This window comes from Azotobacter armeniacus, assembly GCF_054779355.1.
Genome location: NZ_BAAGYK010000135.1, coordinates 1 through 12,679, shown reverse-complemented (window position 1 = coordinate 12,679; position 12,679 = coordinate 1). Strand labels below are relative to the sequence as shown.

Below are 12,679 nucleotides of genomic sequence, written 5' to 3'. Positions count from 1 at the left end.
CATGGCGATGCAGCATGATGCGCCCGCTTCAATCCAGTAACCGTGTTGTACTCAGCTTCTGTATCTGCCCATTCCCGATGAGTCGATATTCGGAAAAGTCGGGCTGACGCATATCGGCTCGGAAACGTCTGGGCAACCACGGATACAAATTCGGCACACCGGATTTATCCATGTACCAGCTTTGACAGCCACCAGTGAACCAAATAGTGTTCTGTATGGCTTTGGCCATGGCGTCGTTATAACGGTCGAATGCATCGAGCTTGGAAGCCATGGCAAGCAACTGGTCCTGCTTCATCTTGTTCAGGCACATGATGATGTAATCGACCTGCATTTCACTGATGGACGTCAGAGAGAGATTACCGATCGGACCAGTAGGGCCTTCAATCATCCAGAAATTTGGAAATCCCGGAACACTCATGGCGCGGTGGGCACGGGGAAGGCCACCCCAGAGTGAATTGAGGTCCTGACCGTTTTCTCCTACGACACGGGTGGGCAGAATGAAATTGGATGCTTTGAAGCCGGTGGCAAGGACAAGTACATCCAGTTCGTGCAATACGCCATCCTTTGTACGCACTCCCTTGGCTTCGATGCGCTCGATACCTTCGGTCACCAATGAAGCATTATCACGAGAAATGGCTGGATAAAACTCCGAACACAGAATGAGGCGCTTGCACATCGCCTTGTGATCGGGCGTGAGCTTGGTGCGCAACTCTGGATCGGGAACGTTCTTTTCCAGATTTAGCCGACAGCCCCTTGCCATCAATTTCTGCATTCTCTCGTTGCCGCTCACGGCCTCGGCAAAGGTTATTTCGCTCAACTTGTACCAAAACCAGTAGGAGGCCTTGCTCAGGACGGGAAATATTCTGAGCAGCCATTTCCAGAAGGCGGAATATTTCTTCTGCCGCAGGGGGAACATCCATTGTGGCGTGCGTTGAAACAACGTCAGGTGTTTCACTTGTGCAGTGATAGCACCGACGATCTGGGCAGCCGTCGAACCGCTGCCAATGATGCCAAATCGCTGCCCCTCCAGCGGCACGCTGTGATCCCAACAGGCGGTATGAAACTGTCTTCCCTCAAAATTCTCCAATCCTGGAATATCCGGCACAGAGGGGTGATGAAGAATGCCGGTTGCCGAAATGACGATATCGAAAATCCCTTCCTGCCCCTGATCTGTGGTCAGGCGCCAGGTTGCCGCGTCGTAAACCAAGTCTGTGACCTTGGTGTTGAAGCGAGTGACAGCAGTCACGCCGTACTTGTCTGCCGTACGCTCCATGTAGGCTTGAATTTCCGGGCCGTAGGAATAGCGATGCAGCCAATCCGGATTCAATTCAAAAGTGAACGAATACCACGGAGAGGGGACATCGCAGGATAGACCAGGGTAGGTGTTCTCCCGCCATGTTCCACCCACCCGGTCGCTTTTCTCGAAGACAGTAACGTTGGAATATCCAGCCTTCTGTAACTTGACGACGGTGGCAATACCGGACATGCCGGCACCGATAATGGCGATGCGAGGGTTCCAGGCTACTTCAACTGATGAGGTGGCATCTGAAGGTTTCATCGAACATCCTTCCCTGATTGAGTTATTTGGCTTCCTGTCTACCTACGCGACATTTTGATTGTGCGTTTCCTGGCCGCCCGCGTGGCGAATCGACTCCACTCGCCCGAGCGCTGTCAGGTCTCTCCACTGATTTCGCTGTTCCAGCCAGTCCAGATCGCAGCGCAGGCTGTAGCAGTGCACCTCGGAAGGCGCTCATCAGGTGCACGGCGCTGCCGTTCTGCCGCGAGCCGCGCAGGGTCTTGCCGTCGAGGGCGATAGGCGGGGCGTCGAGGCTCGGCAGACTGTCCTGCATCCAGTGCGCGAAGGCCTTGCGCTCCAGGCGTCCGATGACGTTCCGAGGGTGTCGTGCGAAGGAATGAGGAATGCCGTTGGCCTGCGGCAGGAGCTCGCGCAGCCAGGCTTCGTTCTCATGGGCGAAGCCCTCGATGCTGACCCAGTCGTCATGGCCGTACATGGAGGGCGCAGCGCGTGATCATGACGATGTCCTGCAGGGCGTGCAGCTTGTTGCGGGTTTCGCGCCGCGGGTCGACAAGCTTGGCGCAGTAGGGCTGGGGGATTGGGCAGCATGATGGAGGCTCGGAAAAGTCTTATCCGCTAGCTGCAATCGTCATCCAGCGCAAAAGGGATGTAGCGCGATTGCCCTGCTCAATTATCTGCCGAGCGGGACAAAAACAGCACTTGCGCGATAGCATCTCCGATTCACTCGTATAGCTCCCTTTGAAGGCCACGCCAGCCGTTGTCTGGCTGCCTGCATCGATAGATTATTTTATAGACGCTCATGCGCGAAAAACCACCCGACTCGGGCTTGTACACGCAGATGCTGAGTAATCTCCAGAAATTTTCCCGAAAACTCAAAAAGGTAGGGCTTGAAAAGGTCTGCAGGGCGGGCACGTTGGTTGTCGCCAAACAAAAAACAGCGCGCCCTTACTCTTGCAGATCGTCCAACTCTTGCATGTCGCCTTCGCCAAGGCACCCCCACGATCCATACCCGCCGTCTCAAGGTTCTGGTGACGGCAGTGGCTGCCCTGCTGCAAGGCCGCTGCCTGACCCTGACGGCGCTGGGACGCGCCCTGCTGGGCTCGCTCAGTGGTGCAGCGCCTGGTGCCGGGCACTGAGTGCGGTGAACTGCAGAAGATCTACTCGCGATAGTTCAATTTATTGACACAGTAAGAATAATCAGTCTTCAAGAAACGTTCCACAACGGCAAGGGTAGTAAGGCGGACGTGAAGCGTCCGAGCGGGATTCCCACGCCGGAGGATCGGAAAGCATCCCTGCCGACAGCTTGATCCTCCACTCTCCCGTCGCCCAGGCTGCTGTTCGCCTGCGCCAGGTGGTAGCATCCGCACCCCATGCGTATCGCCGACCTTCATCAACGCCTCGCCGACTTCGGCGCCAAGCCTGTCCATATCGGGCGGATCGACCGTGCCTGGCTGCACGGCCTGCCGCTGGACACCGGCACGCGCCTGCAGCAGGCGCAGGACTTTCTGCCGCTCAGCGTGCGCGCGGCCATGCCGCAGCTGAGCGAGGCGGTCGACGGCCTGGTGCGGCTGCGCTCCGAACATCCGGCTGCCGACGGTTCGGCGCGTCTGCTGGTCGAGCTGGGCGACGGGCAGATGGTCGAGAGCGTGCTGCTGCCGCGCGGCGGGCTCTGCGTGTCGAGCCAGGTCGGTTGCGCGGTGGGCTGCGTGTTCTGCATGACCGGCAAGAGCGGTCTGCTGCGCCAGCTCGGCAGCGCCGAGATCGTCGCCCAGGTGGCGCTGGCCCGCCGTTTCCGCCCGGTGAAGAAGGTGGTGTTCATGGGCATGGGCGAGCCGGCGCACAATCTTGACAACGTGTTGGAAGCTATCGAGCTGCTCGGCGACGCCGGCGGCATCGGCCACAAGAATCTGGTTTTCTCCACGGTGGGCGATCCGCGGGTGTTCGAGCGCCTGCCGCAAGGGCGGGTCAAGCCAGCGCTGGCCCTGTCCCTGCACAGCACCGATGCCGGACTGCGCCGGCAGCTACTGCCGCGCGCCCCGCGCATCGACCCACAAGAGCTGGTCGAGCTGGGCGAGGCCTACGCGCGGCAGACCGGCTATCCGATCCAGTACCAGTGGACGCTGCTCGCGGGCATCAACGACAGCCGGGAGGAAATGGACGGCATCCTCCGCCTGCTCAAGGGCAAGTACGCGGTGATGAACCTGATCCCCTACAACAGCCTGGAGGCCGACGACTACCGGCGCCCCGGCGGCGAGCGGATCGTCGAGCTGGTGCGCTACCTGCACGGGAGCGGCGTGCTGACCAAGGTACGCAACTCGGCGGGACAGGATATCGACGGCGGCTGCGGGCAGCTGCGCGCGCGGGCGACGCAGGTGGAGAAGAACCGGCCGCTGTGCACGCGCTGAGCTCCCGGCGCGCCCGCCAATGTCCGTCATCCCCCTTCGCCTGGACAGCTTCGCCACGGCCCCGATACTCTCGGAGCAGGATCGGCCATTACCCCTGGAGCCTCCCATGTTCCGTATCCTTGGAATCGACCACTTAGTGCTGCGCGTCGTCGACCTGGACAGGATGCTGCGCTTCTACTGCGAGACGCTGGGCTGCACCGTCGAGCGCCGCCAGGACGCGCTCGGCCTGGTCCAGCTGCGCGCCGGGCACGCGCTGATCGATCTGGTCCCCGTCGGCGGCCAGCTGGGCAGCGCCGGCGGCGCCGCGCCGGGCAAGGAAGGGCGCAACCTCGACCATTTCTGCCTGCGCATCGAGCCGTTCGACGAAGCGCTGATTCGCCACCGCCTTGCAGAGCACGGCATCGAGGCCGGCGCCGTGGAGTCGCGCTACGGGGCCGAGGGGATGGGACCATCCCTCTACATCACGGACCCGGAAGGCACAGTCGTCGAACTCAAGGGGCCGGCGGCCGCTTGAGCCCTCCATGAGGAGCGATGCGGACATCCTCGCGCCGGCTGCGTCTCGCCCCCCACCCCGCTCCAGCGGCTACACTGCGCAGCCCTTGCCCGGGATCGAGGAAACGCCTTGGGCTTTGCCAGGCAGCAACAGAGACAACGCAGTCATGATGGTTACCCAGAAACAGGTCGAGGCCGGCCAGGCCGTCTACACCCAGCGGACGCTCACGCTCTACGACTTCGTGGTGCTCGGGGTTTCCAACCCCTTCATCTGGAAGTGCCCCACTCACCGCCTCGAGGAACACTACGAGCGCAACCTCAGCGCCAACCACCTGGATGTCGGGGTGGGCACGGGATATTTCCTCGATCGCTGCCGCTTTCCCGCGGATGCGCCCCGCGTGGCGCTGATGGATCTGAACCCGGACACCCTGGCGTTCGCCGCCCGGCGCATCGCCCGCTATGCAGCGCAGAGCTATCGGCGCAACGTGCTGGAACCGATCACCTTCGAGGATGGGCGATTCGATTCGATCGGCATCAACTACCTGCTGCACTGCCTGCCGGGCTCCATCGCCGCGAAGGCCGTGGTCTTCGATCACCTCAAGGCACTGATGAACCCCGGCGCCGTGATCTTCGGCGCCACCCTGCTGCAGGGCGGCGTCCCGCGCAGCGCCTTGGCTCGGGGTCTGATGGCCGCGTACAACCGCAAGGGGATCTTTTCCAACCGGGATGACAATCTGGAAAGCCTGAAAAACGAGCTTGGCCGGCGCTTCCAGGATGTTTCGGTCGAGGTGCTGGGTTGCGCCGCGCTGTTCTCGGGTCGTGCGTAAAAGCCGGCATCCGAGCCAATGCCCTGGCCCTGAGGCCTCATGGCACGATTGCCGTGGGGCACCCTGTCCGTCGGCGATACTTCAAGGGGGCCATACCCGACCATTGCGAAAAGGCCCGGCTGAATACCGCTGCCTCGCTGTAACCCAGCAGCATGGCGATGCTGGCGATGGGGAGCCCGGTTTCACACAACAGGTGGGTCGCCCTGGCCAGACGAACCTCATTCACCAGGGTCAGATAGGTCAGCCCCTCGCTCTTCAGGTAGCGCCGCAGGGTGCGGCTGGTGCAATGAAAGTGGGTGGCCATCCGCTCCAGGCCCGGGTAATCGTTGTCCTCGATGGCGATCAGCACCTGTCGCACCTTCTGCCCCCAGCCCTGCCGGTTGGCTGTGATCAGAGCGGCCTGGCGCCGCTCGCACTCGGGCTCGACCAGGCGCAGAGCCAGTGGATTGGCCTGCGGCATGGGCTCGTCGAGGGCGCGGCTGTTGAATTCCAGGCGGGAATCGGCGGCGCCGAAGAACACGGGAGCGCCGAAAAAATCCTCATAGCGCCGCCGTTCGGTCGGCTCCGGGTACTCCAGGTAGAGCGCCTTGATGGATGAGGGCGACGCGCCAGCTAAGATCTCTCTCCCAAGGGTCCCGACAAAGGCGAAATCGCGGTCCAGATAGAAACGCCGCAAATCGCCCAGGTATTCGCCCCCGCGCAGACCGAGCGTGCCGAAGTCGTCGCCTAGTTGCAAAACGGGGGTGAAATGAGTGTAGCTGAGGTTGATATAGCGAATGAACAGCTCGACCCCTTCACGTCGGGTAGCGGCGAAGGGGATGAGCATGCCGAGGTGACCGAAGGCCGACAGGCGGTATTGGCGGCCGACCTCCAGGCCGAACGCACTGTCCCCGCTCAATGCCAGCAGACGGCGCGAAAAGGCCATCTCCTGGCACGTGCCGATCGTTGCGTTGGGATCCTCCAGCAGTTCCGCGGCGATCCCCGTCCCGGCCAGCAACGCCTCCTGGGACAGACCCTGCCGGCATTGCCAACGAACCAGGTCGGCGATGCCGAGCACGGACATGGCGCGCTGCGGATCCAGTTTGCCGAGGAGGAGCTGTTCGCTCATGGCCGAGCCCGCATATCCCTGTGGGTTGTCAATCAATCTAGTGCGGCTGTCCAGAATCATCAAATTCTTTTCCAGATCCGCCATTCATCCACTTCACTCATACTTTTAAGCTTCATCCGATGACTAAAAGGAGTTAGTCCCATGTCCGATGAAAGCGTTTCCGCTCTGAACGATGAGGATCTGGCCGCCCTGCTGGATAGCGTCCGGCGCTTCGCGGCCCATTCGCTGGCACCCGCCACAGCCAGGCCGGAAATCCCGCCTGACGCCGAGGTCATGCCGCGCCTGGTGAAGCAACTCGTCGAGCTTGGCCTGCTGAACCTCCAGGAAATAGCGGCCTACGGGCTGTGGGACGAGCCGCAGGATGTGCTGCAACGGCGTTTCGCCGTCGAGGCGCTGGGCGAGTTCGCGCGATTTTCTCCGGCCTTCGCCTACCAGGTGCATCTGCAGGGCCTGGCCAATCTGTTGAACCGCCTTTACCACCAGGGGAACGAGCCTTGCGTGGTGGCCTTCGATGGCCGCCTCGGCATGGGCCGGCACGCCCTGGTGCGCGAGCTGGCGGGAGCCCCGCTGAGTGCCGAGCATGTTTCGCACCTGTCGGACTGCTGGGGCCCACCCGGGCCGGACGCGCCGCGCCTGCTGCATGCACTGCCCGGCTGGCACGCCGCCTGGCTGCTACGCTGGCTGCCGGGCCAGGGCCTGCGCTGGCAGCGTTGCGAGCAGGCGGCGCTGACTCCGCAACGGCATGTCCGGGGGCATGGCTTCGACGAGCTCGAAACCCAGCTGCTGACTGGCGACGCGCCGCCCCGGCCTGATCTGGATGGCGAGCCCGATGCGGCACGCCGGCGGATCATCCTGCCACTGACCCTGCACGCACTGGGGCTGCTGAGCATCGCCTGTGGCGCGGCGCGCCGCAGTCTGGAGCTGGCCGCGGAATACTCTCGCACACGCTGGCAAGGGGGACGGCTGATCGGCGAACACCATGCCGTGCAGCAATTGCTGGCGACGGGCAACGACGCCGTCTGGCTGACCCAGGCCGCCCTGGAGCGGCTGTGCCGACAACCCCTGGAACTCCCCCTGCTGGTCGAGGCCTGGCGGGCCAGATCGCAATTGCATCCCTTGCTGTGCCAGGCGACCAGCCACGCCATGCAGGTGTTCGGCGGGATCGGCTACATGCGCGACAACGGTATCGAAAAGCACCTGCGTGACTGCAACCAACTGAGACTGCTGGCCGGCTCTCCGACCGAGCTGACCCTGGCCTGCGCCGAATGGGAGAAGCTGTGATGACTTCCGCCGAAACGATGACTTCCCGGCTGGCTGCTCTCGACGGACACCTGCCCTACGACCACCCGCTGTCGCCGTCCACGGCGCTCAAGGGCTTGCCGGCGATCATTCGACGCGTGGTCGGCTACACTCCCTCCTCTCTCTGGGAGCTCGAGACTGCACGCCTGCCCTCCGTACTGCAGGCGAAGCGACGCCAGGCTCGCCAGTTTGCCGAACGGGAACTGGCGCCCCTGGCCCTGGAGCTGGACGCCATGCCGCACTGGCCGGTCGACAAGCCACCGCAGGCTCTGCTCGACCTGCTCGGCAAGGCGGGCAAGGCAGGCTGGCTGAGCGACATGTTTCCGCGCCCCTTCGGCTCCGCGTCGCTCGGCGAAACCCTCTGTCCGATTCCCCTGCGCGCCTGCCTCAAGACGGAGGAGTTCGGCCGCGCCTGCGGCGGGCAGATGCTCCTGCTGTGCGCCCACATGCTGGGCATGGCGCCGCTGCAACTGTCCTTCGATCTCAAGAATACCCGGCAGCTCTTGCTGCCGGTGCTGCGCGACCTCAAGCAGGGCAAGCCCCATCTGCTCGCCTTCGCCGTCACCGAACCCGGCAACGGTTCCGATGCCGAGGAGGGTCACGGCGCCGCCCAGGCCAAGCCGGGGCTGGTGGCGCGCCGGGTGGAGGGCGGCTGGCGGCTGAATGGCCGCAAATGCTTTATCAGCGGCGGCGATCTGGCGAAGAGCCTGACCACCTTCGCGGCTCTGGAAGGCGAAGGCATAGCCTCCTGGACCTGTTTTCTGGTGCGCTCGGACATGCCCGGATTCCGCCCGACACGCACCGAGCTGAAGATGGGCATGCGTGCCTCGGGAGCGACCGAACTGGAGTTCAACGAGGTTTTCGTGCCCGACTCCCACGTGCTGGGCGGCCTGCGCAACGGCTGGGCCTTGAGCCGGCAGAGCCTGAATATGTCGCGTCTGCCGGTTGCCGCCATGGGCGTCGGATTCGCCCAGGCGGCAACGGAGATCGCCACCGACTACGCCTGCCGCGCGACGCTGGGAGGAAAGACGTTGATCCACTACCAGGATGTCCAGCTGGCCCTGGCCCAGATGATGGCGGAAACCAGCGCCATCCGTGCCTTGGTCTGGCAGAGTGCGCGAACCTGGGCGCCCCACCAGGCTACCGCCTCGATGGGCAAGTTCCACGCCACGGATGTGGCGATGCGGGTCATCGAGCGCGCCATGGATCTGCTCGGCAGCCATGCGCTGCTTCATGCCAACCGGCTGGAGAAGGTCTATCGCGACTGCCGGGTCACGCAGATCTTCGAGGGAACCAATGAGATCAACCGGCTTGCGGTCATCGAGGACTTCCAGGGCGACCTGCTGGGACGCATGACCAACAGATAACGCCACAACGACGACAGCCGATGAGCGCTTGCTGCATGGGGCGTTCATCGGAGCGGTCGCCTTGCCCCGTCGGAACAACCTCGGCCCTCCACCACCTCGGATTCGGAAGCGCGGCCCGAGTGCCCCCAGGGCCGGCTTCGGACTCCCTGCCCGCCCGCTCGAGGGAGGATTGGGGCCGATCCTCCAGCCCCCGGCCCGGCTCCGTCAGATGCGGGAGCCAGCCTTGCTCTGTTCGTCGATCACGCGCACCATCTCATGGAACTGGCGATCCCGGTCCAGAAGGGCATCCGACGCGATGCTGACTACCCCCCGCAACGCCGACAACGGTGACCAGAGCCCCGGCACGATGATGCGCGGCGCGCGCTTCTCGATACCCTTGACCACCGCCTCGGCCACCACGGACGGTGCAATGGGCTTGCCAAGCGGCCCCGGAAAGGCACGCTTGACCATTTCGGTGGCGGTGGCATCGCCACCGAAAGCCGGCTTGGCGATCGCCGTGGCGACCCAGCCCGGATACAGCACACCGGCCGAGGTGCCGGTGCCGGCCAGTTCCGCGCGCAGCGCCCGGCCGAACATTTCGACGCCCGCCTTGGCCATAGCATAAGGGGCGTTGATCATGCCGTTGGTGAAGGCATAGATCGACGCCATCATCAGCACATGGCCCCTGGCCTCGACGATGTGCGGCAGGCAGGCCCGGACCGTGCGCCAGACGCCGAGCAGGTCGACCTCCAGCACGCGCTCGAACAGCGCCTCGTCGATGCCGGCGATGCTCGCCGGCCCGCCGGAAATCCCCGCGTTGGCGAAGGCCACGTCGAGGCGGCCGAACTTCTCGATGGCCTGCACGACCACGGCCTTGGTCACCGCCATGTCCGTGACATCCATGGTCAGGGCCAGCACACGCTCCGGGTCCATGCTATCCGCCATCTTGTCGAGGGTCTCCTGGGAGAGGTCGGTGAGTACCAGGCAGGCGCCCCGGGCATACATCGCCTTGGCCACCGCCCCGCCGATACCGCCGCTCGCGCCTGTGATGAGGACCACTTTTTCGCTTAGGTTGAAGACATCCATGTTGATCGTCCTATATGTCTATATGGAAAAGAAAGCTAGAGCCTGGAGATCGATAACCCAACCGGCGCTTCAGGGGCGCACGCTCATGCTGGATTGCAGATGGATGCTTCGGGAAAGGCATCGAAAGCACGTAATCTCCTTTTTCGATTGGGGCTACGGATCCTTCCGAACCTCTCGGGATGATGCGTTTCGACAGCGATGCCGAGCCGCATGCCGGGTTTCATGGGGTCGGCCCTACTCCACCCGATACCAGGTGCGGGTCTCGCCGAACAGCGGGGAACCGATGAACCCCCGCACCTGCAACTGCCGGCCCTCCTTCTGCAGGGTCAGCCGGCAGTCGTACACCTTGCCGCTGTCCGGGTCGAGGATCTCTCCGCCACCGTAGACCTCGCCCTGCTTCTTCAGGCCGCGGAGGATGGTCATGCCGAGCAGCGGCTTGCCGCGGCGCTCGTCCTCGCACTTGTTGCAGTAGGGCGATTCGCCCTCCGCCCCGCGCAGGCCCTTTTCGATTATGCCCAGGTACTCGTCACCCCGCTCGGCGATGCGGACCAGCGCGCGCGGCTCGTCAGTCCGCTCGTCGCGGATCATCCACAGCCCGGTCAGCGGGTCGCTCGCCGCGGCGCTAGTGGCCAGCAGCATCACCAGGGCGCAGCGGACGCACAGCCGCCGCACGCCCGCCAGGGACTTGCCGGCCAGGGCCTTCATCTCAGTGCCTCTCGGCGACGGCCCGGATGGCCGGGAGGGGGCGGTCCAGACGCTCGCGCAGGGCAGCCAGCTCGCGGCGGATGGCTTCGCCACGATAGTGCAGGAAGGCGCCCGTCTCCCCGCCGACCAAGACTTCCAGATAGGGCTCCGCGGTCGCTATCCCCTCGTCGCAATAGGCCTTAAGGGTCAGCAGGCTGTCGTCGTCCTCCTCCACCTCGGTCTCCACCACCCGCTTGAGCCCCAGTTCCTGGACCAGCATGCCCAGCCCCACACTGTCCGCGTCGGCGATCCCCTGGTGCAGGGGTAGATGCAGGGAGAAGTGCCGCTCGTCCACCCATACCGGCTCCATGGGGGAAGCACTGCGCAGCAGCTCCAGGGTGCGCGCCGTCTGCTCCAGGCTTGCCTGATTTATGGCCGGCATGTACAGGCCGCGACGACCGGAGCTGGCGTAGGCCTTGCGCATGATTCCTTCGAGGTTGGGCTTGCGGCCCGCCGGAGAATGCACCCGGCCCGGATGGTCACGACCGATGCCACCGCCGAACTCGATGACCAGGTTCACCCCGTCGTCGATCGCCCGCTGCAGGCCGCTCATCCACTTCACCGGATGAAACATCTGGAAGAACAGTGCGGCGCGCAGCCGGTCGGGGGTGCCGGCATGGTAGTCGCCGGTGTAGTTGGAGAGGACCTTCACTGCCGGGGCGTTCAGGGCGACACTGTCGAGGTGGGGACGGTAGCGCTTCGCGGCGCCAATCATCAGGTAGGTATGGAAGGCACCCTCTGCCTTCAGGTAGCGCCCGGCCTTGGCCCGGCCGAAGCGGACTGCGATGTCCTCCATGAGCGCCTCCAGGTCGCTCTCGAAGCCGCAGGCCACGGTCTGGTCGGGCAGGTTGCAACCGCCGATGCCACAGTAGCGCGCCTCAGCGAGCGGCTTGATGGACTCGAGGTCGAGGCGGAAGGCGGCCATCTGCCCGCACCCGAACTCCGACATCAGCCTGCCGCGTATGCGGATCAACTGCAGCGCATCCTCGAACTTCAGGGCTCCGGCGGCCACCAGCGCGGAATACTCGCCCAGGCTGTGCCCGGCCAGCACGCTTGGCGCCCATGCCTCGCCGGTCAGCTCGCGGAAGGCCGCGAGGCAGGCGGTGGAATGGGTGAGCAGCGCAATCTGGGTGAATTCGGTGCCGTTGAGCCGCTGTTCCGGCCCATGAAAGGACAGCTCGGCCACGTCGAAGCCCATCGCCTGACTGGCCCGTTCATACACTTCGCGAACGCTGGAGAATTGCCGGTGTATGTCGCTTCCCATGCCGACGTACTGAGAGCCTTGCCCGGGAAACACGAACATGATATTGGGACTGGAAACCTGGCTCATGGAAAAACTCCCTGGATGGATCGGGGGACCGGGCATCGCTGCCCGGACCGTCACAATCGCGGATGCGCTCGCGTTCGTCACGCCACCCTGGAAATGACGCCATCCGGCAGCGAACGCCCCGTCTGCTCGGCAATGCCCAGGTGCTGCAACACACGGTCGGTCATGTGATCGGCCGTGAAGCGCTCCGCCAGCGAGCGGGCATTCCCGGCCAGCTCGCGATGCAGTGCCTCGCTCTTCAGCAGGGTCTCCAGCTGCCGGGCCAGGTCGCCGCTGTCCCAGACCTTGAAGGTCAGACCGCCGGCCCGCTCGCCATCGCGCATCACCTCGGTGACGCCGCCGTAGTCGGGCACCAGCACCGGCGTGCCATGGCTCATCGCTTCGGCTACCACCATGCCGAAGGCCTCCCGGTTCACCGAGGGGTAGACCACGCAGTGGCTGTGGGCGAACAGCGCATCGCGGATCTCCCCGGAGACCGCCCCGGTCTGGTGTATCGGCAGGCCGAGAT

12 protein-coding genes and 1 pseudogene are annotated in these 12,679 nt (G+C 64.1%); 6 read left to right on the top strand and 7 right to left on the bottom strand.

Translation table 11 applies throughout. The features are described from left to right. Positions 1-28: 28 nt before the first annotated feature. Both ACYVD0_RS18145 and ACYVD0_RS18140 read right to left on the bottom strand, forming a co-directional pair. Positions 29-1,558 carry a flavin-containing monooxygenase gene (locus ACYVD0_RS18145; RefSeq protein WP_460428114.1) on the bottom strand — a complete coding sequence of 510 codons (1,530 nt, stop codon included), beginning with the start codon at positions 1,556-1,558 and terminating at the stop codon, positions 29-31. Between the two features lie 22 nt (positions 1,559-1,580). Continuing rightward, complete coding sequence (locus ACYVD0_RS18140; RefSeq protein ID WP_460428113.1) at positions 1,581-2,012, bottom strand: hypothetical protein; 432 nt, start codon at positions 2,010-2,012, stop codon at positions 1,581-1,583. A gap of 476 nt (positions 2,013-2,488) precedes the next feature. Between ACYVD0_RS18140 and ACYVD0_RS18135 the strand changes: the two are divergent. From ACYVD0_RS18135 to ACYVD0_RS18120, 4 genes and pseudogenes are all read left to right on the top strand, one after another. Further along, positions 2,489-2,640 (top strand): annotated as a pseudogene (locus tag ACYVD0_RS18135) (IS4 family transposase); the annotation flags it as partial. A gap of 267 nt (positions 2,641-2,907) precedes the next feature. Then, complete coding sequence (locus tag ACYVD0_RS18130) at positions 2,908-3,942, top strand: RlmN family RNA methyltransferase (protein ID WP_460428112.1); 1,035 nt, start codon at positions 2,908-2,910, stop codon at positions 3,940-3,942. 106 nt (positions 3,943-4,048) lie between these two features. Further along, complete coding sequence (locus tag ACYVD0_RS18125; protein WP_460428111.1) at positions 4,049-4,456, top strand: VOC family protein; 408 nt, start codon at positions 4,049-4,051, stop codon at positions 4,454-4,456. 145 nt (positions 4,457-4,601) lie between these two features. Next, the gene (locus ACYVD0_RS18120) at positions 4,602-5,261 is read left to right on the top strand and encodes a class I SAM-dependent methyltransferase (protein ID WP_460428110.1); all 660 of its coding nucleotides are present in this window, start codon (positions 4,602-4,604) and stop codon (positions 5,259-5,261) included. A 37-nt stretch (positions 5,262-5,298) separates the two neighbouring features. On the opposite strand, the gene ACYVD0_RS18115 is transcribed toward ACYVD0_RS18120, so the two are convergent. Beyond that, positions 5,299-6,369, bottom strand: a complete 1,071-nt coding sequence (locus ACYVD0_RS18115; RefSeq protein ID WP_460428109.1) for an AraC family transcriptional regulator — start codon at positions 6,367-6,369, stop codon at positions 5,299-5,301. 141 nt (positions 6,370-6,510) lie between these two features. Between ACYVD0_RS18115 and ACYVD0_RS18110 the strand changes: the two genes are divergently transcribed. Together ACYVD0_RS18110 and ACYVD0_RS18105 are read left to right on the top strand one after the other, a co-directional pair. After that, positions 6,511-7,650, top strand: a complete 1,140-nt coding sequence (locus tag ACYVD0_RS18110) for an acyl-CoA dehydrogenase family protein (RefSeq protein WP_460428108.1) — start codon at positions 6,511-6,513, stop codon at positions 7,648-7,650. Continuing rightward, the gene (locus tag ACYVD0_RS18105) at positions 7,650-9,035 is read left to right on the top strand and encodes an acyl-CoA dehydrogenase family protein (protein ID WP_460428107.1); all 1,386 of its coding nucleotides are present in this window, start codon (positions 7,650-7,652) and stop codon (positions 9,033-9,035) included. The genes ACYVD0_RS18110 and ACYVD0_RS18105 overlap by 1 nt, the downstream gene beginning before the upstream one ends. A gap of 204 nt (positions 9,036-9,239) precedes the next feature. Here the strand turns inward: ACYVD0_RS18105 and ACYVD0_RS18100 are convergent, their stop codons facing one another. The 4 genes from ACYVD0_RS18100 to ACYVD0_RS18085 form a co-directional block, all read right to left on the bottom strand. Continuing rightward, positions 9,240-10,100, bottom strand: coding sequence for an SDR family NAD(P)-dependent oxidoreductase (locus ACYVD0_RS18100; protein WP_460428106.1), 861 nt, complete (start codon positions 10,098-10,100; stop codon positions 9,240-9,242). A gap of 234 nt (positions 10,101-10,334) precedes the next feature. Beyond that, positions 10,335-10,805: a DUF2147 domain-containing protein gene (locus ACYVD0_RS18095; protein WP_460428105.1), complete on the bottom strand. Its 471-nt coding sequence runs from the start codon at positions 10,803-10,805 to the stop codon at positions 10,335-10,337. 1 nt (position 10,806) lies between these two features. Continuing rightward, positions 10,807-12,174, bottom strand: a complete 1,368-nt coding sequence (locus tag ACYVD0_RS18090) for an ACP S-malonyltransferase (RefSeq protein ID WP_460428104.1) — start codon at positions 12,172-12,174, stop codon at positions 10,807-10,809. 77 nt (positions 12,175-12,251) lie between these two features. Continuing rightward, positions 12,252-12,679, bottom strand: a 428-nt coding sequence (locus ACYVD0_RS18085; protein ID WP_460428103.1) for a glycosyltransferase family 4 protein, incomplete at its 5' end; no start/stop codon positions are given.

Bases quoted from the DNA above. Each gene is read 5' to 3' on its own strand.
- ACYVD0_RS18145 (WP_460428114.1), bottom strand. From the start codon at position 1,558: ATGAAACCTTCAGATGCCACCTCATCAGTTGAAGTAGCCTGGAACCCT.
- ACYVD0_RS18140 (WP_460428113.1), bottom strand. From the start codon at position 2,012: ATGTACGGCCATGACGACTGGGTCAGCATCGAGGGCTTCGCCCATGAG.
- ACYVD0_RS18130 (WP_460428112.1), top strand. From the start codon at position 2,908: ATGCGTATCGCCGACCTTCATCAACGCCTCGCCGACTTCGGCGCCAAG.
- ACYVD0_RS18125 (WP_460428111.1), top strand. From the start codon at position 4,049: ATGTTCCGTATCCTTGGAATCGACCACTTAGTGCTGCGCGTCGTCGAC.
- ACYVD0_RS18120 (WP_460428110.1), top strand. From the start codon at position 4,602: ATGATGGTTACCCAGAAACAGGTCGAGGCCGGCCAGGCCGTCTACACC.
- ACYVD0_RS18115 (WP_460428109.1), bottom strand. From the start codon at position 6,369: ATGAGCGAACAGCTCCTCCTCGGCAAACTGGATCCGCAGCGCGCCATG.
- ACYVD0_RS18110 (WP_460428108.1), top strand. From the start codon at position 6,511: ATGTCCGATGAAAGCGTTTCCGCTCTGAACGATGAGGATCTGGCCGCC.
- ACYVD0_RS18105 (WP_460428107.1), top strand. From the start codon at position 7,650: ATGACTTCCGCCGAAACGATGACTTCCCGGCTGGCTGCTCTCGACGGA.
- ACYVD0_RS18100 (WP_460428106.1), bottom strand. From the start codon at position 10,100: ATGGATGTCTTCAACCTAAGCGAAAAAGTGGTCCTCATCACAGGCGCG.
- ACYVD0_RS18095 (WP_460428105.1), bottom strand. From the start codon at position 10,805: ATGAAGGCCCTGGCCGGCAAGTCCCTGGCGGGCGTGCGGCGGCTGTGC.
- ACYVD0_RS18090 (WP_460428104.1), bottom strand. From the start codon at position 12,174: ATGAGCCAGGTTTCCAGTCCCAATATCATGTTCGTGTTTCCCGGGCAA.